The organism is [Mycobacterium] stephanolepidis (genome assembly GCF_002356335.1).
GTDB classification, from domain to species: domain Bacteria; phylum Actinomycetota; class Actinomycetes; order Mycobacteriales; family Mycobacteriaceae; genus Mycobacterium; species Mycobacterium stephanolepidis.
In genome coordinates, this window is record NZ_AP018165.1 from 715715 (window position 1) to 735986 (window position 20272).

General features: G+C 59.9%; 21 protein-coding genes, 4 tRNA genes and 1 pseudogene. 15 read left to right on the plus strand and 11 right to left on the minus strand.

Features of this window, described 5'->3' with window-relative positions; genetic code table 11:
• The first annotated feature begins 404 nt into the window (after positions 1-404).
• From MSTE_RS03635 to MSTE_RS03645, 3 genes are all read left to right on the plus strand, one after another.
• Positions 405-1064 carry an MspA family porin gene (locus MSTE_RS03635; protein ID WP_231896980.1) on the plus strand — a complete coding sequence of 220 codons (660 nt, stop codon included), beginning with the start codon at positions 405-407 and terminating at the stop codon, positions 1062-1064.
• Complete coding sequence (locus MSTE_RS03640) at positions 1064-1933, plus strand: hypothetical protein (protein WP_157997618.1); 870 nt, start codon at positions 1064-1066, stop codon at positions 1931-1933. Before MSTE_RS03635 ends, MSTE_RS03640 begins: the two co-directional genes overlap by 1 nt.
• A 177-nt stretch (positions 1934-2110) precedes the next feature.
• Complete coding sequence (locus MSTE_RS03645; protein WP_157997619.1) at positions 2111-4741, plus strand: LuxR C-terminal-related transcriptional regulator; 2631 nt, start codon at positions 2111-2113, stop codon at positions 4739-4741.
• A gap of 8 nt (positions 4742-4749) precedes the next feature.
• Here MSTE_RS03645 and MSTE_RS03650 read toward each other — a convergent pair.
• Positions 4750-5703, minus strand: a pseudogene (locus MSTE_RS03650) (cupin domain-containing protein); the annotation flags it as partial.
• Between the two features lie 111 nt (positions 5704-5814).
• On the opposite strand from MSTE_RS03650, the gene MSTE_RS03655 reads away from it, so the two are divergent.
• On the plus strand, positions 5815-6510 hold the full coding sequence (locus MSTE_RS03655; RefSeq protein WP_096499079.1) for an alpha/beta hydrolase: 696 nt from the start codon (positions 5815-5817) through the stop codon (positions 6508-6510).
• A gap of 57 nt (positions 6511-6567) precedes the next feature.
• Here MSTE_RS03655 and MSTE_RS03660 read toward each other — a convergent pair whose 3' ends face one another.
• Positions 6568-7854, minus strand: coding sequence for an MFS transporter (locus MSTE_RS03660; RefSeq protein WP_096499081.1), 1287 nt, complete (start codon positions 7852-7854; stop codon positions 6568-6570).
• 68 nt (positions 7855-7922) lie between these two features.
• Positions 7923-7998: transfer RNA gene (locus MSTE_RS03665), tRNA-Lys, on the minus strand.
• 139 nt (positions 7999-8137) lie between these two features.
• On the opposite strand from MSTE_RS03665, the gene MSTE_RS03670 reads away from it, so the two are divergent.
• The 3 genes from MSTE_RS03670 (at position 8138) to MSTE_RS03680 (ending at position 8427) form a co-directional block, all read left to right on the plus strand.
• Positions 8138-8210, plus strand: a tRNA-Glu gene (locus tag MSTE_RS03670).
• Between the two features lie 29 nt (positions 8211-8239).
• Positions 8240-8316: transfer RNA gene (locus tag MSTE_RS03675), tRNA-Asp, on the plus strand.
• Between the two features lie 34 nt (positions 8317-8350).
• Positions 8351-8427, plus strand: a tRNA-Phe gene (locus MSTE_RS03680).
• Between the two features lie 23 nt (positions 8428-8450).
• On the opposite strand, the gene MSTE_RS03685 is transcribed toward MSTE_RS03680, so the two are convergent.
• From MSTE_RS03685 to MSTE_RS03700, 4 genes are read right to left on the minus strand one after another with little or no spacing between them, the layout of a single operon-like run.
• Positions 8451-9632 (minus strand): tyrosine-type recombinase/integrase, encoded by a 1182-nt coding sequence (locus MSTE_RS03685; protein ID WP_096499083.1) that lies wholly within the window; start codon positions 9630-9632, stop codon positions 8451-8453.
• The gene (locus tag MSTE_RS03690; RefSeq protein ID WP_096499085.1) at positions 9632-9868 is read right to left on the minus strand and encodes a helix-turn-helix transcriptional regulator; all 237 of its coding nucleotides are present in this window, start codon (positions 9866-9868) and stop codon (positions 9632-9634) included. Before MSTE_RS03690 ends, MSTE_RS03685 begins: the two co-directional genes overlap by 1 nt.
• A gap of 4 nt (positions 9869-9872) precedes the next feature.
• Positions 9873-11222: a cell division protein FtsK gene (locus MSTE_RS03695; RefSeq protein ID WP_408645902.1), complete on the minus strand. Its 1350-nt coding sequence runs from the start codon at positions 11220-11222 to the stop codon at positions 9873-9875.
• Positions 11223-11245: 23 nt separating this feature from the next.
• The gene (locus MSTE_RS03700) at positions 11246-11674 is read right to left on the minus strand and encodes a plasmid replication, integration and excision activator (RefSeq protein ID WP_096499088.1); all 429 of its coding nucleotides are present in this window, start codon (positions 11672-11674) and stop codon (positions 11246-11248) included.
• A 220-nt stretch (positions 11675-11894) separates the two neighbouring features.
• On the opposite strand from MSTE_RS03700, the gene MSTE_RS03705 reads away from it, so the two are divergent.
• Positions 11895-12953 carry a hypothetical protein gene (locus tag MSTE_RS03705; RefSeq protein WP_157997620.1) on the plus strand — a complete coding sequence of 353 codons (1059 nt, stop codon included), beginning with the start codon at positions 11895-11897 and terminating at the stop codon, positions 12951-12953.
• 37 nt (positions 12954-12990) lie between these two features.
• On the opposite strand, the gene MSTE_RS03710 is transcribed toward MSTE_RS03705, so the two are convergent.
• The gene (locus tag MSTE_RS03710; protein ID WP_096499092.1) at positions 12991-13770 is read right to left on the minus strand and encodes a GntR family transcriptional regulator; all 780 of its coding nucleotides are present in this window, start codon (positions 13768-13770) and stop codon (positions 12991-12993) included.
• Positions 13771-13868: 98 nt separating this feature from the next.
• Between MSTE_RS03710 and MSTE_RS03715 the strand changes: the two genes are divergently transcribed.
• The gene (locus MSTE_RS03715; protein ID WP_096499094.1) at positions 13869-14297 is read left to right on the plus strand and encodes an NUDIX hydrolase; all 429 of its coding nucleotides are present in this window, start codon (positions 13869-13871) and stop codon (positions 14295-14297) included.
• A 122-nt stretch (positions 14298-14419) separates the two neighbouring features.
• On the opposite strand, the gene MSTE_RS03720 is transcribed toward MSTE_RS03715, so the two are convergent.
• The 3 genes from MSTE_RS03720 to MSTE_RS03730 form a co-directional block, all read right to left on the minus strand.
• A complete protein-coding gene (locus MSTE_RS03720) occupies positions 14420-15055 on the minus strand; it encodes a DUF3558 domain-containing protein (RefSeq protein WP_331712864.1) in 636 nt (211 codons plus the stop codon).
• Positions 15015-15386: a hypothetical protein gene (locus MSTE_RS03725; RefSeq protein ID WP_167455672.1), complete on the minus strand. Its 372-nt coding sequence runs from the start codon at positions 15384-15386 to the stop codon at positions 15015-15017. Before MSTE_RS03725 ends, MSTE_RS03720 begins: the two co-directional genes overlap by 41 nt.
• A 78-nt stretch (positions 15387-15464) precedes the next feature.
• Positions 15465-16178 (minus strand): hypothetical protein, encoded by a 714-nt coding sequence (locus MSTE_RS03730; protein WP_157997621.1) that lies wholly within the window; start codon positions 16176-16178, stop codon positions 15465-15467.
• Positions 16179-16356: 178 nt separating this feature from the next.
• Here MSTE_RS03730 and MSTE_RS03735 point away from each other — a divergent pair, with 178 nt between their 5' ends.
• The 6 genes from MSTE_RS03735 (at position 16357) to MSTE_RS24890 (ending at position 20238) form a co-directional block, all read left to right on the plus strand.
• Positions 16357-16662: a hypothetical protein gene (locus MSTE_RS03735; protein ID WP_096499102.1), complete on the plus strand. Its 306-nt coding sequence runs from the start codon at positions 16357-16359 to the stop codon at positions 16660-16662.
• A gap of 3 nt (positions 16663-16665) precedes the next feature.
• A complete protein-coding gene (locus tag MSTE_RS03740; protein WP_157997622.1) occupies positions 16666-18039 on the plus strand; it encodes a hypothetical protein in 1374 nt (457 codons plus the stop codon).
• A gap of 2 nt (positions 18040-18041) precedes the next feature.
• Positions 18042-18533 (plus strand): hypothetical protein, encoded by a 492-nt coding sequence (locus MSTE_RS03745; RefSeq protein ID WP_096499107.1) that lies wholly within the window; start codon positions 18042-18044, stop codon positions 18531-18533.
• Positions 18511-18822, plus strand: a complete 312-nt coding sequence (locus tag MSTE_RS03750; protein WP_096499109.1) for a DUF4333 domain-containing protein — start codon at positions 18511-18513, stop codon at positions 18820-18822. The genes MSTE_RS03745 and MSTE_RS03750 overlap by 23 nt, the downstream gene beginning before the upstream one ends.
• Positions 18823-18976: 154 nt before the next feature.
• Positions 18977-19216, plus strand: coding sequence for a DUF4333 domain-containing protein (locus MSTE_RS03755; RefSeq protein ID WP_157997623.1), 240 nt, complete (start codon positions 18977-18979; stop codon positions 19214-19216).
• A 59-nt stretch (positions 19217-19275) separates the two neighbouring features.
• Entirely contained in the window at positions 19276-20238 is a 963-nt protein-coding gene (locus MSTE_RS24890) for a hypothetical protein (RefSeq protein WP_157997624.1), read from the plus strand.
• Positions 20239-20272 lie beyond the last annotated feature (34 nt).

Here is a 20272-nt window from a genome sequence, read left to right on the forward strand (position 1 = left end):
GCCATTGCTTTAGATGCAGTAAAAATAAGCGATGTGATCGAGATCTCAGCCGTTGCCAGAGTTATCCAGTACCACCAAAGAATCTATAAAAAGCCATGTAAATATGATGTATTGACATGCTAATGGGTTAGCCATAAGTGGATCTTGATTGGGATGGGCCTGGCGGTATAAAGCCCTTAATGTATGTTGCTCAGGACTAGCTGGGTCAAAGAAGTATTAAGGGTCGGAGTAGCGCTGTTGCAGGTATTGCTGTAGCGGCGTCTCGCCTTTCCGTTGATATCAGGTATTGCGAACCGCGTTCCTAAAAATAATTGGCAGGCAGGGAGTTTATGGGTACATGCATGCGGTGGAGTAGTTCATTATCGAGAGGTATCGCTGGTACGCCCGCCGCGGGCGTATTGGCGATGGCGGCAATCGTTTCCTTGGGGGTGCCGATAGCCTTCGCGGACCCCCAGGTAATGCCATTCAAGCAGCAGCAGTATGTGACGGCAGATGGTTGGACGGTCGACCTCACCCTGTCCAACGAGATCATCGACCACATCGACAACATCGCCGGGGCATCCAACTCGTGGCAGGCCCGGGTCAGCCTCAAGGCAGAGGTCAACATCACGGGCGCCGGGGCCAACCCCATTCAGGATGGGCAGCTGGAGTCTGGCTACTTCGTTGGATGCCGTACGGATTCCTCTGCAGGTGTTGATCTTTCGGGTCAAATAACGGGTGACGTGTATGCGGGTGCCGGGTTGGCTGAGGGCATCGGTGGACAGGCGGGATTCCCCAGTGGTGGCACGGTCTTCGGCGGTGTCGGCGCGGCCCAGGGCGTCGGTGTGCATGGTGGCATCGGCGGGGGTATCCATGTCCTGCTGAAGCCCGGTGGCCTGGCGCAGGTGCCACTGGACCGAATCATGCTCCGTGATACCTCGGTGGTTTCCGAATTCAACAACCAGAACATTGAGGCTGACGGATGCGGAGGCCAGGTGAAAATCCAGTCATACGCGACTGTCAAAGTGCGCACGTCACGCGGAAACAACACGCAGACCATTTATGGCGAACCAAAGGACCTTTAATGATGCATGGCACTAATTCTCCGGGCAGTGATAAGCGAGGCGGCATCAAGCGTGCCGTGGTGGGCACGTCGATCGCGGTGATGCTGGCAGCTCCTGCGCTGGCGCATGCCGACCCCATCAGCCCAGCTCCGTCCCCTGGAGGCGCGGGCCAGCTACCGCCGGTTGTGGTCGTGGCCGCGACTCCGGGCGGGGCCGGCCAGCCGACGCTCGTGATCTCGCCGCCAACCGACGCGCAGCCCGGTGGTCCAGCGCGCATCAATCCCATTGGCGGAGCCCGCATAGGTTCCTCGGTGCCCGTCGAGATGGGCCCGGGCAACGGTAAGCCACTCACCGGGGCGGTGCCCCGGACGGCGGCTACTCTGCCCGTGTTCGCACGCAATGGGATCTTTGTGAAGACGGGACTGGCAGGGCAGGATCTGACGGTCCATTTGCCCGATGAAATGCTGCTGGCGCCTGCCGCGTGGGGCCCCAATGGCATGGCGACCTACAGCAACGACAACAACGACTTCGTGGTCACACCGCTGCCCGACGGGGGAGCGGACTTCGTTGTCCGCAAGAAGAACGGGTTGGCGCCCGCGAGCTATGAGTACTTCCTCAAGCTGCCGCGTGGCATGTACGGGACGATGGAGGGCGACCGCCTTGTTATCAAATCCAGCGAGGCGGGGGCGGGTGCTCCAGCCGCTACAGTCGGTACCTTCTCGCCACCGACTGCGAAGAACGCTGGCGGGGCGGCTATTCCGGTATCTTCTAGCCTTTCACCGTTGGGCGAGCTTACGGTCGACGCAGGGTCTCCCGGAGTGTTTGACCATCCGATCGAGATTTCAATCTCATACCACCCCAACGAGATCGCCCAAGATGGCGTGAGGTGACCAAGGGGGCCGGGGGCGGGCTTTCTCAATAGAGAGCCGCAGTAGAATTGTCCGCCTGGGGCCTGCTGGGGCCCCGGGTGGACAATTCAAGAGGGGGCCGATCATCCGTTGCGCACTCTGCTGCCATCGGAGCTGCCGATAACGAAATCGGTTGGTAGATATGGAAGGCTCGTCTCTGTGACTTGGCGTTCGGTGCCGTGGTACCTGGCGACGCAGCCCACCGCGAATCCCGAGATGATCGATCGCCCAGCGATCGGGCGTTTGATCGAGGCTCATCTGTGCCACGGTAGGACGGTCGTCGTCGTCGCGCCCTCTGGCTTCGGCAAGACGGTAGCAGTCGGGCAGTGGGCCGCCCAGCAGGAGCAGGGTTCGGTGGCGTGGCTGGCTGTCACGGGGCGCACGTACGACTTTGGTGAATTGGTGCGTGGCATAGTCGCCGCCCTGCGCCAGGCCATTCGTTCTCGCGGGGCCGACCAGCTTTGTGATTCTCTCACCGCAGCATTCGAACTCTCTTCTCCCGTTCTGATGATGGTTGCGCTGTCGGAGATTGAGATGGCTAGCACGGTAACCATCGTTGTCGACGATGTTCACAAGGCGAACGCGGCGCTCAAGGATCCGCTCTTCATAGAGTTCCTTGAACATGGCCCCGAATGGCTCAGGCTGATCCTCATTGCTGTCGGCGCTCTGGACGCACCGTTGGTCCGTCTGCGCGCATACGGCAGGGTCGCCAATATCGGTGCCCGTGAACTGGTTTTCACCCGAGAAGATGTTCGAACCGCGGCGAGTGTCGGGGGGTCGGTCACCGAGGAGTCTGCTGACGCGATCTTCGACGTCACCGGCGGTTGGCCTGCCGCTGTCCGTCTTGCGCTGGTGGGCCGCCGTCATTCAGCGTTGGCGACGGATTTTGATTTCGCAGAGTACATCCGGTCGGCCGTACTCGAGCAGCTCCGGCCAGAGCTTGCGGACTTCGTATCCGCGACCTCGGTGTGCGCGAGCATTGACGAGCGGTTGGCGCGGGTGCTGTCCGGGCGGCACGATGCTGCCAAGTTGTTAGCCGAATGCGTGTCTTCGGGGCTCTTCATTGAACGGTTTGAATCAAGCGAAGGCACTGTCTACCAATGGCATTCGATGTTTGCGGCTCATTGTCGCAATATCCTGCGCCAGTCCGACGCTGCCCGGTGGAAGACGCTGAACACGCTGGCCGTGCAGGAGCTGCGTGACCAGCATCCGATGGAGGCCGTAGGGCATGCGATACAGGCCGAGGACGTAGATGCGGCCTGCGATGTGATCACCACTCACTGGCTCGAAATGCTGTTGCAGTGCAGAACAGCGGCTTTGGATCGGGCCTGTACGGAGGTCAGTGAATCGTTCGGTGACTTCGCAGAGATCGTGATGATCCAGGCATGTTGTCGAGAGCTCGTTGGTGACCGGTTGGGCGCCCAAACATTGTTGTCGTGGGCTCAGTCGATGGCACCGAGCGGTACCGTTTCGCGGCGCTTGAATCTCATCGACAACTTGAGTCAGATCTTGACGTCCGACGATTACGGCACCATGTCCGCCGCCGTGGATTCGCTCGTGGAGACGTTGGGAGATCCCGAAGTCGTGCCACCCCGCGTGTATGCCTGTGCGCTATTCCTTGCCGGATGGACCGAAACCCGGTTGCGGCGCAACGTCAGTAGATCCGCACGCTTACTGGAAGCTGCGCTGCACGAGTGTCGGGCACTGCGCATGGCTGAGGTCACTGAGCGGGTCCGCGAGCATGTGGCGGTGGCCTATGCGCACTCCGGCGAGTTCTCTAATGCGGAAAGGATACTGCAGGATTCGGACGATGAGGAGGACGCTGCGGTAGCGCTCAAGCCGTGGCTGATGCAGGACGGAGTAGGGACTCGTCGTCTTTCCACGGGATTCATCCAGTTCTGGCGGGCTGCGCTGCCAGCGGCCCTGGAGGACTTTCTGTCCATCGACAATTCGCTCGGGACCGGCTATCCGGATGTGGGCCGGATGATGGTGGTCTTCTGCACCGCGACGCTCGCACGTCGCGGTGTTTCAGTCGCGTGGTCGCTGGCAGAGGCTGCGGCAGTGCGCATCTCAGAGACAAATAGCCGAGGGCTGCCGCTCGCAAGTTTTCGGAGCGCTAGCTTGGCTCTGCTGGCGGAGGCGCGCGCGGGCAAGGATGAGGCAGTGCGCCTAGCGGCCGGGCTCACCGAGGTGCATGCCCCGATGGCGTCGGCGGTCGTATCCGGCATGTGTCGTCGTGTCGGTGACCCTGTGCTGGCGCGCACGTTGGCCGACCGCGCCTTGGTTCCTGATACGGCCTCCTTTGCCCGCGCGTATGCCTTGCTGATCCTCGCGTTGTTGGATTGGGACTCCGGTCGGTCTGACTCCGCGCATGTACTTCTGGAAGATGTTCTAGCGCTTGCCTCGACGGAGTCGATCTTGTATCCCTTCGTCGACAATGCAGATGCGGGCTGCCGGAAGCTTCTGGCGGCCCATGTGGCAATGACGGCTTATCCCAGGTTTTTGGCGGAGTGTCTGCTCGCATGCGAAGCCCCTGACGTACCTGGCGCGGTGTCGCCGCTCACCTCGCGAGAACGGGAAGTTTTGGCATACATGAGAACTCCTATGACAGCGGCCGAAATAGCGGGAAGCCTGTCGATATCGGTCAGCACCCTCAAGACGCATCAGCGGGCCATCTATCGCAAGCTCCGTGTCGCCAATAGGAGGGAGGCGATTGGCCTCGCGGACATGGCCGGGCCGGGCCGTTCCCGCCTGCTGGTACCACCTAACCGCCAGCCCCTTCCGGGGTAGAAGATGTCGCGCCGTCGCATGCGCCAACGCAAGGGAGGCTCGCCGAATCGGCGTTGAAATGCCCGGCTGAAGGCGGCATCTGAGTTGTAACCGACAGTTCTGCCGACCTGGCTGACCGCATCGGTGCTGAAACGCAGGAGATGCGCTGCCCGGTCGAGCCGTCGTTCGGTGATGTAGCCGGCGGGCGGTTGCCCCGGTAGCGCGGTGAATCGTTGGGTGAAGGCCGAGCGCGACTGCTGCGCGTGCTTGGCGAGCTCCGCGATGGACCAGGGATGCTCCAGGTTGTTGTGTATCGCGGTGAGGACTGGCGCAAGGCGAGGATCCAGAGCCGCAGTGAGCCAGCCGGGTTCGGCGCGATCGGAGGTCGACCATTCCCGCAGTGCGTGAATGAACAGCAGGTCCAGGATCCGCGAGAGCATTACCCACGAGCCCGGGCTGGGTGTGACGACCTCGGCCAGCACGAGCTGCAGAGACAGCGATAACCATTCATGGCCGGGCTGGTCGGTCCGTACCACGATGGCTGGCGGCAAGACCGACAGCAGTGGGTCGGCAGCCTTCTTCTCCGCGGTGAATCGCCCACTGACCCAACGGGTTGCGGTGTGGGTATCACGGGCGCTGACGTGCCCGTCCGCCGCGGACAGATTTCGGACACAGGTTGGCTCGCCCTGGGCGAGGCGGTGCGCCGTACCCCGTGCCAGTAGCACCATGTCCCCTGCGCCGAGGGTGTACTCAAGATCTCCGTCGGTGTGCACGCGAAGGCCCGGGGTTTCTGCGATGTGCAGCACGCGATCGCTCGAAGGCAGTGCGATATCGAAAGGCGGCTCGGAGGAGCAACGCATCACGGTTTCTCCGCGCAACCCGATGGCGGACAAGACTCCAGAGAAGGCGTCGATATCGGGAGAATCTGAGAACCAGCTGTGCGATTTTGGCTGATCGGCAAAATATTCAGGATGATCGGTCATACCACTTGCTCCATAGTCCAAATATGTTGGTGGAGCCCCGGTAAGTCAACAGTGTCGCCGAGAGCGGACACGACGGGGTCGAGGTCGTCCAACATCTACTGAGAGGCAGATATGTCCAGCAAACCGGCTATCGTCCTGGTCCACGGATTCTGGGGTGGCGCCGCACATTGGGGGAACGTGATCGTCGAGCTGCACAAGCGTGGCTACGGGGAGCTGTATGCGGTCGAGAACCCATTGACGTCACTGGCCGATGACGCTGCTCGCACGCGGCAGATGGTGGAGCAGATCGACGGGCCGGTGCTCCTTGTCGGGCACTCCTACGGCGGCGCGGTGATCACCGAGGCGGGCGATCTCCCGAACGTGGTGGGCCTGGTCTATGTCGCGGCATTCGCTCCCGACGCGGGGGAGAGCCCCGGTCAGCTGACCGAGCAGCTGCCTCCCGCTGCGGCGGCCAATCTGGCCCCCGACAGCGATGGCTATCTGTGGATCAAGCAGGACAAGTTCCGTGAGAGCTTCGCGCAGGATCTGCCCGAGGATGCGGCCCTCATCATGGCCGTCACTCAAAAAGCCCCGTTGGCATCGACATTCGGCGACGCCATCACGGCACCCGCATGGAAGGTCAAGCCCTCCTGGTACCAGGTATCCACGCAAGATCGGATGATCAACCCGGAGAACGAACGCAAGATGGCGCAGCGGATCAACCCCCGCAAGACCATCGAACTGGACGCCAGCCACGCCTCGCTGGCGTCGCAGCCCGTCGCCATCGCCGATCTCATTTCCGAGGCCGCTGAGGAACTCGCCGACTAGGAAATCACGCGAGTTGGGGGCACCGGCACATGCTGCCGGTGTCCCCAATTGCGTTCGTTAGGGCGCTAGGTCTTCGGTAAAGGCCTCGTCGGCAAGGTCTTCGAGCTCCCTGCCCTTGGTTTCGGGGCCGAGCAGGTATCCGACAATCGTCAGGATCCACAGCCCACTGAGCGCAAGATAGGGCGTTTGGATTCCGTAGTGCGTTATGGCCCAGCCCACCAGGGTGGGCGCGGCAATGGAGACAACACGGCCACCGCCGACTGCGATACCGAATCCGGTGCCGCGCAAGACAGTGGGGAACAGTTCGGCGACATAGGTATCGCCGACGCCCCACAGCCAACCGAGTGTCGCGATGGAGATGGCGCCGAACACCAGATACTGCGAGAGCGAGTCTGATGTGGCTCCCAGTGCCGTAGAAGTGATTTCGATGACTGCGGCGAGAATGGCCGAGGGGCGCCGCCCTATCCAGTCGGCGAGTGCGGTGCCAATGAAGACGAAGACGGCCTGCAGCAGAAAGAAGATCAGGGCGTAGCGGATCGCCTCTACCGAGGTGGCGTGGAACTTTTTGACGATGTACGTGGTCAGGAAGAGAGTCATGCCCCAGTAGCCGACCGCGTTGGCGGTGTAGACCAGCCAGCCGACAATGAGCCGTCGACGCACACCGGGAACGTGCCACAGCTTGGGTTTGGTGGCGCCGCGTTCGACTTTGGCTTTCGTCTGGGTGTAGCGGTGAGATTCCTTGATGCCTTGCCGGGCAAGGAAAAGTACGACCGCGGGCACGATCGCCACCACGAATGCCGCCTGCCAGCCGAAACGCGGAACCAGGACCAGAGCAACGCCGGCGGCGAGCACGTATCCCAGCGAGAACAGTGAAAAGATGACGCCGCCAACGCCTATGGCACGGGTCTTGGCCGGCCACACCTCGGCGGTGTAGGGAGCGCCCACCGCAAGCTCGCCGGCCCCGCCGACACCCGTCAGGAACCGCAGCCCGGTGAATGCGGCGACGTTCGTGGTGAGACCTGCCAGGGCGGTCGTGATGCCGTACAGCAGGATCGAGGCCCCGAGTGTCGTCTTGCGACCCCACCGGTCGGCAGCGAGACCGAAGCCGACGGTGCCGATGGTGTAGCCGAGCAGAAAGATCGAGCCGATGTAGCCCGCCTGGGCCTCGGTGATGTGCAGCGTCTTCTTGATCTCGGGCAGCACCAGACCGTAGATGTTCACCGCATACGAGTCGAAGCCGTACCCGAGGCCCGCTGTCACGGCGACGAAAAACGCCTGCCGGAAGGTCACCGGCCGGGATTGTCGCGCGGGTGTCTCGGTGGTTTCCTCGGCCGTGGACGTCATTGTCCGAACGGTAGGCAGCGGGCGATGGCCTGATAAGGCTCCTGCTCCCGCTGATTGCAACGGCGTTCTGGTGCCCCCACCAGGGCTCGAACCTGGGACCTGCGGATTAAAAGTCCGTAGCTCTACCAACTGAGCTATAGGGGCGCGGAGAGACAGGATACTGGTTGGCTCACCACGCGAGCACCGTGGTTATCCGGTTTGGGTTCTGGGCGGGTTGTGCCCTAAGCTGGGCGAGCTCCCAACGCGACAAGCGTTGTGGGTACCCCGGAGAGATTCGGAATGGGCCCCCATCGTCTAGTGGCCTAGGACGCCGCCCTTTCACGGCGGTAGCACGGGTTCGAATCCCGTTGGGGGTACGCAACCAGTCATACTGGGAGCAGAGTAAGGCCCTGTGGCGCAGTTGGTTAGCGCGCCGCCCTGTCACGGCGGAGGTCGCGGGTTCGAGTCCCGTCAGGGTCGCCAGTACGGCGAGGCAGTATCTGTGGATCTGCCGTCCGGCCAGGTAGCTCAGTTGGTACGAGCGTCCGCCTGAAAAGCGGAAGGTCGCCGGTTCGATCCCGGCCCTGGCCACCATTCTTTACCTGCATAAACACGGTTCAAGCACTCGCTGGATTGTCTTGTTCGTCCGGTTCTTGTCCGGTCTTATCGCCCGTCTTGTCGGGCTTGGTCTCACTGTTATGCAGTTGGTCGAGGTTGGTGGCGACGTGGTCGAGTTCGTCCGCGTAAAGGTCGCTGTAGATGTTGGCGGTCACGGTCGGCGTGGAGTGGCCCATGGTCTTCTGCACGTAGCGCAGATCCGCGCCGGACTTGCGGGCCAAACTGGCATACGTGTGGCGTAGGTCATGAATGGTCAGCGGCGCGAGCTGGGTGGCTTTCAGAGCCTTGTTCCAGTGCGTGTGCCTGCGCCAGTTGTTCGAGCGCAGTAGTGCTCGGTTGGGCGAGGTTACGGCGGGCTCGTTGGGCTTGCGCCCGGTAATACGCGGCGTCAGTGCATCAATGACGACTTGGGGCAGCGGCACGGTGCGTTTGGCGGCACGGGTCTTAGGTGGGCCGATGATGATGCGGCCTTCGACTTCGGGTGCGGCCCGGCGGACATGTAGTCGTTTGGCGTCCAAGTCGATGTCACCAACGCGCAGGCCGACAAGTTCGGACCAGCGCAGGCCGGTATAGGACAGGATGGTCACCACATCGCCCTGGTCGCCGCAGGCGGCAGCCAGCGCGGCTACCTCCGGGGCGCTGAGGTAGCGGTGACGTTCCCGCTCCGGTATGCGCCCAGCAGAGACACCCATGGCGGGATTGCGGTGGATACGGCCATCCTCGCGAGCAACTTCCAGGATGGAGCGCAATCGTTGCAGTGTGGATACTTTGGCCCAGGGGCCTACGGTGAGATCGGCCATGAACTGTTGAACTTGTGCACGGGTGATTTCATCGACGGGGACGTGTCCGAAACGCGGTTTTATGCGCAGCTCCCACTGCTGGGTGTAGCCGCTCCACGTCTTCGGCGATACCGCAGGCTTTTTCACGGCGCTGTAGTGTTCCCACACCGTTGCCAGCGCAATACGCCCTAAGCGGGGGTCGAATCGCTCATGGCCTCGGGCCGCTTCGTTATCGCGGTCTGCCTTGAACGCCTTGGCTTCTCGCAGTGTGGCGAAGGTGGCCGAGGTTTCCGCCCAGCCGGACGACGATGATGCATCTCGCACGAGGTAGCGCACCTGGTAGCGAGGCTGGCCGGAGGCGCCCATGCGCTTGCGGATACCGCGAGGGGTGTTTCCGGCCATCAGCGCTGTGCCCCTTTGAGCCATTTGCGGACCTCGGCGCTATCCCAGCGGCGTACCCGCTCTGACAGCGAGTAGCACGGTGGGCCGACCTGCTGGCCGGTGCTTTCACGGATCGCAGCCCACCGGTTGAGGGTGGCCGCAGACACCCCCAGCAGCGCCGAAACCTGATCAGCCGTTAACAGTTCCGGGAAATTCCCGGAAGTAATGAGCGCTTCCCGAATGTCGTGTATCACCATAGGTTCATTCCTTCCGTGTTGTGGTAGATGGATTGTATTGTGTTGTAGTGGAACGTATTTGGTCGTCAGTCCAGTAGTGGGCGCGGACTTTCATGACTCCGCCGTCTTCGGCGATGACGTAGCCGGTGCCGGGTTTGTTGGGGTCGATGCGGTGTGCGGGTGCTTTGTCGGCCATTCCGTCACCGAGAACCATGTTCACTTCGTCGCGGGAGCGCAGCCGCAGGGCGATGGTTTGGGTGAAAAGTCCGCGCATCGGCAGGACTTCCTTGCGGGGATCTTGCAGGAATGCGGCCACGACGATTCCGAGCCCTGCGGCCTTGGACAGGATCAGATTGAGCGAGGCGTTGGCCTGTTTCTTGAGTGCCGGATCGGACATGTAGTGGGTCAATCCGGCGAGTTCATCAATGAGCAGCACCACCAACGGTGACTGCTTGGTGGGAGTGTGGTTGCGTGCGTTGTCTTTCATGTCTAGGCCGCGCTGCTCCATGAGTTGTTCCAGGGCGGCAAGGGTTTTCACTGCGTCGGCCTCGGTAGTGGCAACTTTGGTGAACAGTTGCTTACCCATAGAGATTTCAATCCCGTATTTCAGATCGATGCCCACCAGGTGAACCAGCCCAGCTTGGATGGCTGGGCCGAACCCGCACGCGATGCCCCAGAACAGCGAGCCTTTCCCGGAACGGGAACAGCCGACGCCCAGGGTGTGTCGTTGAGCGATCGGCAGCACCCAGGGAGAGCCGTTCTCGCAGCGCCCTAACCGCACGCTCGTGGCTGACACCCCCGAGGACGCTGACACCGTCGAAACCGCATGCGCGGTGGTCGATGTTGGTGGGGCGGGGGCGTGGCTCACCGCCGAGAGATGCTCGCGCATTACGAATTCCATACGCACCGTGCCGGGAGCGACCACGGTGGCGCGGGCCGAATGTGCCCCAGCGGCATCGCGAATTGCCGGTACGGCGGCTTCTAGGTCATCGACGGTCTGCCCGACACGGGTCCGTACGGTGGCGTACAGGCAGGTATCGGAGGTGGACACCTTCATCAGGGTGGGGTGCGTCCACACTGTTTCGGTGGTCGGTTTGCCTTCGCTGTCCTTCTTCGTGACCTGCTCGGACACCGACAGGCCGCACCGTTTGCTGATGTGTGACCAGCGGCCACGTAGCCACCAGCGCCATCGGGCACGCCGTACCGGACCTGCTAGGTATTGCTCGAAACTGCCTGCGTCCGTGTGCTTCCACCAGGTCAACACGATCAAGATGAGACCGGCGATCACGGCCAGCCAGATTCCGGCCACCGTGACCAGTTGGATGAGATCTACGCCTCCGCTGGGGTAGTAGGAGTAGTCCGGTAGTGCAGGCATGGTGGGGTAGGGGTAATCGGTGCTCATGCCGACACCGCCGATCCGCTGCGAGCACCCGAGGTGTTGGCCTTGCCGGGTGCGCTCATGCCAGCGGCCCGAAATGACCACGCGATGCGCCCGAAATCTCCCGAGCGTTCGATATACGGCAGGGCCACCAGATCTTCGAAAACCACCGGGGTAAAAGGCATTCCACTGTCGTTAGACGGTGGGATTGGCTGTACGGCAGCGGCGAACTTGATCGTCACCGTGCGTGCCCGCTTGGATGCGGCCCGATCACCGTCGAGCACTTCGACCTGCCACAACGGCAAGGCGGTTTCTTTATCGGCCGCCTGCACCCGGTTCTCACCGGAAGAGCGGTCGAAATCGATTACGGGCGTCACATCCGACACCAGGAACGCCCCCTGGGCGAACGCCTGGCTGTGCGGCATCTTGATCCACCTGGGAATAGACATTTTGAAATCTCCTTACTTAGTCGTCTAGAGGAGTGGGAGAACGGTGACAGCTTATATAGCCGTCTAGAGGAGTGTCAAGGATGCATATCCTTCTGGCGGGGAATCATCTGCGGTGGCCGTCGAGGCGTGGAAAATACCAGCGTGGCAGTGGGCGCGACTTTGAGGCCAGGGCGCCACCATGAATGGAGGCAAGTGAAGATTTTGGGCCCAGGAGGTCAATTTGAAGCAGCCCCGACCGTGGATCACGAAGCAGCAGATCGAACGAATGATCTTCAACACCGTCTACAACCCGGACCACGTCGCGGACGTTAGTCCTCATGACAGGCCAGACTTCGTTCTGACGGCATACGGTCCCAGGCAATCCAAGTTCGGCGTAGAGATCACCGAGGTGTTTGAAGATGAATCCGAAGCTCGCCTGCAGAACATCGACGGCTATTTCGACGATCTGATGGAAGGCAAACCGCATCGACATCGCGACGATATCGATGCGCTAAAGGTCGAAACAGTTCAGATCATGACCAGGGGAGCTGAAGGCCTCGATGAGCCCGTCAGTGTCAGAGCGATAGTGCGACAGGTCACCGGTCATCCGAGTTTGGCGGCTCTTCTTGCTCAACGTATCCAAGACAAGGATGCGAGAGCGGCGAACTACAAACCCGGCTTGACCCACGTCAACCTAGTAATAAACGATCGAACTCATCGTGTCCTTTCGCCGCCAGCGCTAGGCGATGACTATCCAGTAACAACGTATTTATCGGCTGACCTGAGAGCCGCGCTGTCAGGCAGTCGCTTCCACGAGGTGCACCTGGTTTCCCAAGACTCGAAAGGAAACGAGACTGTGCGTGGACTCCGTACATTGATGATGGTCGAGGCGGCCTACGTATTCTTGGAGGCAGTCAAGGCCACGGTCGGGGCCCCACACGAATGTTCTGACGAGGACAGCCACTTGCTGTTCATTGCCGCTTGTGAACGACAAGGCTTTACATTGCACTACGTCGATGACGAATCCGGCGTGCATGCTCAGTTCGGCAGTGTCGGAGTGCAGTTCACCGATTCGGGCATCAAGCTATTTGACGGCTACTACCGCGCACCGCAAACGCCTACCGACCGGCCTGCGAGCACCCTTGATCCTGAATTAACAGAACAGATCGTTGGCAAGTACGTCGAATTCGCTGAAACCGGCAGCTTTAGCTGCGCGTACGGAGTTGCGCCCGTACGGACCTTCAAGCAATCCCGGGAAGAACTCGGCATCACTGAAGCAGCTGAGAAGATGGAATGCTAGCTCGGCATTAACTCGTTGTTCTCAGCGAGAACCCCATTTATTTTGCTGAAAACTCGTATTCGAGAAGGTAGGCGGGTGCGACTTTCACGGTGTCGCAGACCTCCACGGCGACGTCGTTCGTGTCATATGCCGTCCGCAGCACGGTGAGCACCGGGACGCCAGGCCCGATGTCCAGTACTCGTCGTTCTTCGGGTGTGGGCATGCGTGCACCGACTTCTTCGGTGAAGCGGGCGAGGGTGTAGCCGTTTTCTTCCAGGCGGGCATAGATGCCTCCCGGTCCTGTATCTGGTTGTTCGATTGGTGTCCCTTCAGCGAATGCGGCCGGGATGTAAGACACTGCCGTTTCGACTGGCCGCTCGTCTGCTAGATACCTCCTGGACCGGACAACGACCTCAGTTGTCGTTGATATACGAAGCCTTTCTGCAACAACAGAATTCGGCTTTTCGCGACGTATGACGATCTTGTCGACGCGGGGCGAGTAGCCGGACTTTTCAGCTTCTACCGAGAATGCGGCTTTGCCTTCGTCGCGATGCTTACGTGCGAATCGGTCTGAGGCCAGTCGTCGTATGGGTGAGGTTGGTCGTACGAAAACCCCACGGCCGTGTTCGGAAACAACGAGGCCTTCGCCTCGCAATTCTTGTACAGCTTGCCGAACGGTCATGCGGGCTACGCCGAAATGTTCGATCAGTTCCGATTCGGATGGAAGTCGTTCGCCAGTGCTGAGTCGATGCGATTCGATTGCGGCCCTGAGCATGTCCGCGATTTGACGGTAGGGAGGTCGGTCGTCTGCCCGGTCGACCTGGCCAAGTTGCAACACCAGTTCAGCCTTCCCCTTAGATGTCTAGACGACTAGTCTAGGACTTGACATACGGCCATGTCACTATGCGGTATTGAATTCGATTTAAGGGGCTCGTGATGGCAGGCACACCGAAACATTCCGTGAGTGTCGCCGGGATTGTCTTCGATGACGACGATCGGGTTCTCGTCATTCGACGCGACGATAACGGCCACTGGGAGGCACCCGGTGGCGTCCTTGAACTAGGCGAATCCTTCGAGGACGGTGTGCGACGCGAAGTGCTAGAGGAAACCGGTCTTGAAGTATCTGTCGAACGTCTGACTGGCGTCTACAAGAACCTCACGCACGGGATCGTTGCCCTGGTGTACCGGTGCCGGCCAGTACGCGGTGATACGCACCCCACGGCAGAAGCCCGCGAGGTCCGATGGATGACTAGAGGGCAAGTTGAAGCATCCATGACCCCAGCTTTCGCAGTGAGGGTTCTCGACGCATTCGATGTGCAGGTGCATTCCCGTGCCCACGATGGAGTCAATCTCGTACCGGCCTAGTGTCGTCTAGTTGCCAGCATGGGTTGCTGAACGTGCGCTGCAAGGCGACCGCCGGGCGAATTGGCGCGCATCAGACTGTCGTGCAAGGCAATCCGTGGTAATCGTGGCCTTAATATGGACTGTTAGGCGGGGAAGTACTGGACGAACGCCTCAGCGTAGTGGCGGGCTGCCGCCATGCAATCAGGGTAAGGGCCGTATTTGTTGTCGCCAGTGATCAGTATCCCGTACACCCCGGTGACTGCCTCGATATCGATGACGCAATCGCTGGCTCGTTGCCCAGGGTGGAAGAAGAGAGCCTTGCGGCCACCGATTGTCAGATCTTGAAAACCCCAGTGCCCGTCAATCTTTCGGTCCATATCCAGGGTGTAGTTGGATGCCTCAATTCCGACCCGATACTCAGTCGGTTGTGGACGAAACGCGCACGACACGTCCTCGATATCTCCGTCGGTTCTGCGGTTGGGGCGGGGCATCGAGAGGTTTTCGGCCTGCAATGCGCTTGCCGGAATGTCCTTGCAGGGATCGAAAGTGATTTTTGGTCGGCTGCCGGTGTTGGTCGCTGGTGCGGTTGGGTTTGTCGAGGTACTGGCGCTGACAGGTTGTGTTGCCGCTGTTCCGTCAGTACTAATTTTTGTTGATGCGCAAGAGGGCACGAGAACAGTTAGTGCCGCGAGAGCGAGTGTCGTGCACCGTGCGTAGCGTGACAGTGTGGTGTCCTGACTATCTGCCGTGCTGACCGAAGTTATTGGCATTGCTGGCATCTGTCTGCACGATGCTGCTACGCACGGCAATGAAGAGAGCTTTCATTTCCTCGGCCTGTTCGATGTGCGACAGGAAGGTGCTTTCTGCACTGTTGGGTTCGCCCGCTGCCTTGCGTTGAAAGAGTTGGGCAAGCTGCTTGCCGGAACCGAGATGATCCTCGGAAAATCCCAAGGGGTGCACGCTCAGGTTGACAGCGTCGTACTGCAGATCGCGTAGGGCCTCGATGTACACATCACACGCAGTGATGAGCTTGTCAAACTCGTCCGTGTTCAGCGACAGAGTGAGCCTGCCAGCGCGCGCGTTCTCAATTGCTTGTTGAAGACCGGTCACGAATATCCCCCTTGTCGTCCAGGTTTGCAGCCTTTAGCCACCATCATAGGCGCCGTTCGAGCCGAGCCGCAGCGGTTCTTAGGTGGAGATTGAGACGGTTGGCCCACTCCACCGGTCGGTGTGCTGGTAGGTGTCGACACCGTTTTCGACGGCACTGCTGAATTCCTGTACGTTCTTCGCCAACGACTTATGCAGGTCCGCAAATGCTTTCGCATGATCAACCGCCGCGATGTCGATTGCATCCATAAGTTCACCGACGGGTAGGCCGTTGGCAACTAGGCCCCCGAACATATGGTGACTAGTACTCGCAAGGTTGGTGGCGATAGTGCGGACTTTGTCGATTGTCGATTCGGTTGCCGTCGCGCTGATGTGCTCGTCGTCAGTAAGCGCACGCGGTTCACAGGTGGAGGTCACCACATCCGGCGCGTCGGTGCCGGAAACTGGCCGACGGGCTGGTTGTGTCCAAGAACCGGTGTGGCCATACCTATCCCATGCGTCCGAAATTACTCGGATCTGCGCATTTAGGCTATCGCCCACGGATATGAAGCACGTCCCGTAGCTATCAAAAATTCCGGCGACACCAGCCAGCAGAGAGGCCACGGCGACTTCATTCTCACCTTGCGCACGCTCCAAATTCGTTTTGACCGCATCGGCGGTTGCTTGCGGCCCAGCGCCGAACATTCCAGCCAGCTGCCGGAATCCATCTAGAGCGCTCTGGATGGACGGATTCAGGTTCGCAAATACCACTTCGAACGGTTCATTCGCTAAGTCGTCCCCAAATGGATTACTCATGAGCGCCATTATCTCGGGCGTTCTCCTCTCCTCGGCGCTGCATACCTTGTCGGGTCAACAGCTGGGCCTGAGGCGCCAACTCAAAAATCTTGAAAGTAGTGGAACCGGATCGGGTGTCGCAGCGTCGTAGCATTAGAGAGGCGAGGTCTAAGACGAAACGGGAGGTAGGGGCGGCGCCATGTCAGAACGCCTAAATTTCGACCCACATGAGCTCCACAGTCATGCCGGTGAGATCGAGGCATCTGCTGCGGAGCTACGCCAGCAGCATGCCGCCGCACATCTGCTTCTCGGGCAGTCCGCTCGCAGCCTCGGTAGTGGGGCAGCTGCGGCTGCTCTCTCCGGCCGCCTTGCAGACTGGGAGGCAGAGACCTCAAGCATGTATACCAGGCAGATGGTCCATGCTCAGAACCATCGAGACGCGCTGGCCAAACTGTTGGAACAGGATCAATCCAACGCTGCCAAGCTGAACTCCGAGCGGGGCTAAGCGATGGCGCATTCACTCCGGGAATGGCTGGAATATCCGAATGCCGTGGCGGACATCAGCAAGGCGATCATCCAACGCGGACGCTCCAGCGAGAGCAACGCAGAAGTTCTCCGCAGACTCCAGGAAGCATCTACGTGGGACGGTGCTTCTGGTAGCGCCGCCAGAGAGGCGTCCGGACGACATGCGGCAACATCGAGTGGAACTGCCGAAGAGAACTTGAAGCTGGGTGTGGAAGCTAAGCGCGTTTGGGACGGAGCCAACGACGTTGCAAAGGGCATCCGAAACATAGTCGCGGATGCCAGCGGAAGCGCAAACGGCGAGCCGTCAATGGACATCGACCTGGATATGAATCGGGTTGTCGTTCCCGCTTGGGTGGGCAACCTTAATCCGAAAAATCCTGATGATGCGCAGACTTTGGCGAAAGTGCAAGCTAAGGTCGAGCGCTTGAATCAGCGCATCGCGACCGCTTTGCAGGCCGGTCAGACGATGGATATTGAGTTTGCGCAAGTGATTAACGGTGGCACGGGCGGGAAAGTGGTCCAACGAGCGACCAAGGAGAGCCCCGATGAGCGGCCTAAAGCAGATGGTCAGACACAAGCGGCGGGTGCAGGTGGCGTAGAAGTAGCACCCGATCAGAAGGTCAAGGATTGGAGTAAGAGCAAGGGTGCGCCGTTCGGTCAGGACATTCTCAAAGATGGCGCGAACGGAAAGCAGTATCAGTGGGGCGACGATCTAAAGGTGAATAAACCGGAGGGGCCGGTACTCAGTGAAGCAAAGACCAAAGTAATTGGCGGAACGGTTAAGGATCTCGGGAAGGGTGGGGGCGAGCTTCCTGATTGGGCTGGTAAGGACGCCAAGTGGGGATGGAGTTCGAAGTTTCTGACCGGCTCTGCCGGTGCGGGAGGGGAAGTCCGCACTGATGGCGGCGGCGGCTCAGCCAAGGTGAACGCCGACATTGTCGCTAATGAGGCCCACGTCAAGGAGATTCGGCTGGGGCCGCTCACTCTCAACGGGCAGATTTCCGGGGCGCTGGGAGTGGACGGTAAGGCGGATTCGGCACTCACTCTTACGAGAGATGGGGCTGATGCTCCGCGCTCGGGTATCCAATTCGGCGGCGACGCCATGGCAGGGCTTCGAGGCGGTCAGCAGATTGATGCGAAGATCTGGGGTCTCGGCGTCAAGAACACGGTGAACGAATATGCCGGTGGCGGGGGTGCGCTGCACTTCTATGGTGGATGGCAGGGCGACGAGTTCAAGTTCGGGGGACGGACCGGGCTTGCGTGGGGCCTCGGCTTGAAGGACACTGTCGAGATCTCCATTGCCCCAAAGGAAGTCGCCAAGAACATCGGCAAGTTGTGGGCTTGGGCGAATAATTAGCGATGGCTGCGTTCAATGTCCGGTTCACCGCGAACCCTCCGGACGGCTGGGTCTCCGTTATGCCAACAGACGCGGGGCAGCCCCATGCGTCGGTTGCTTATGTGAGACAGGCGGATTGCGGGGGTGGTCTAGTCACGAATATCTCGGTGACCGAGCATCTACTCACCGTTCCCGCCGTAGATATGGAGGAGGCATCGGACAGATACGCCGATTACCTGAGGAGCCGGGTACATGCCCTGAAAATGATCCGATCGGACTACATCTCCCGAACCGCACCGGTTGAATACGGTCAGGAGTTCGAATTCCTTCTGGACCTGGGCGCTGTGCTTCTCCCGGTCTGCCAGACCCGGATCTGTATTGCTCTTCCATTGACATACGCTTCGACGCTTATTGAAGAAATCGTGTTCACTACGCCTCAAGGGAAAGCGCGAGAGACCAATGTTGAGTTCGTCAAATTCCTTGAGTCGCTTAATGTTATCGGCGGCGAGGGCTAGCACGTTGACGGCTACACTATTTTTAGCGGGATGCTCTGTGGGTGAAGTTGGTTACTCATCTGAAGTCCAAGTTTCCAGTGACAAGCTCGCGTCCTCAGTCAAGCAGTGGCTGGTTGATCACGACTACGAGGCGAAGATGGTTTCCTGCGCGGGCAATCTCAGCGGCGTAGCAGGTGCCATCCAGAAATGCGTGATGACCTCGCCTGATTCCTCCGAGCGAGGCGTGACCGTCACGGTAAACAAGGTGGAGGGGACCGCCATCGACTACGATATTCGACTTGATAAGTGATGCAGACCAACCAGATTGGTAGACAATGGTTTTGAACCTCGCTCGCATATTGACTCCACTAGCTCTGGTCGGTCTGGCGGCGACTGGCTGTCATTCAACTACCGGTGGCGGTATCAGCTCCAGCGCCACAACTACGTCATCTAGGAGTGCTGCTGTGGCTGAGATACCGAAGTCTCAACTGGAGAGCGACTTGAAACAGGCAATCAAGGCCAAGACCGGTACCTCCATGCGGACTGTCGAGTGCAAAGGCCCTCTCAAGGGGCAAATTGGTTTCAAGCAATACTGTGTCGCCACTGCCGAGACCGACGGATCATCGGCAGGTGTGGAGGTAACGGCGACATCTGTTAAGGGTGACGGAATCGACTACGACATTGAATTCGTCCCCGCTTCGTAGGACGACTGACGGGCTGTCCTGTCGTGAACAGCATTTGGGCATGATTGAACTCAAGGAGGATGATGTTCAGAAACCTCACCGACGTCATGCGTGACGTTTACGACAGTCTTCCCAGGTACGCGCGGGGTTCAAGCAACTATCTGTCTGTCGATGAGTTGTTGCCCACCCAAATAGTCGAGGCCGCAGCGGGTAGTGACACGAAATGGGAAATGGCGGCAATCTGTATCCTAGGCCCGACGGAACAATTGCTGTCTGAAAGCCTCTCCATTACTCAAGATCGTTATCGTTCACTCGTACCGGACACCACTTCAATTCGTGAGTATGCACAGTCGAATTTCCCAACAGTTGGCGGTGCGCGACCAGCAATGTGGGAGCTTGCCCGGTCGGCCATCGCAAATCCCGCTAACCCTCCATTGACAGAATTTCCTAGCGCGCAACGGCGCCGTTCCACACTCGCTGTACTTGTACAAGCGGTCGAGGCGGTCATATCTTTGCGGCTGCTCAATGGAACACTCAAGGTGCCGAGTGAGAACCCGTACAACAGCGCTTCGTATCGCGATCAGTCAAACGCGCTCGTCTTGAACGAAGATGAGATGGCCGAGCATCGCGACCTGTGGGAACAGGCCATGTACCGCTGGGCGGATGGATTCGATGATGAGCTGTCGGTGGCGGCCGTGATCGGCGTACCCGCTGCGGAAGGCGCCGTCGCTACCACACAGCAGTTCTATATCGCGTTCCAGCTGATATCTGGTGCGGCACGCAACATTTTGGCTGACAGGTGGCCCAATACCAACGTGGCGGTGGACACTCAAGACGTTGAGGATGAGATCGGGATTCAACGGGATGCGCATCCAGCGTCGTGGGAGTTCGCCGTTAGATACGTAGTACTCGGTCCAGAGCGGTTGGACTTCCAGATTTTCTCAACACCAAGACAACGCGCAGCTGCGCTGTACATTCTCCTGGCCGTGTCCCGCCACGCAATCAACTACATGCGAGCACAGTATGGGCCATCCACGTTGTGATCAGCGCACCATTGATTCACCTTTGGCCGGTAAA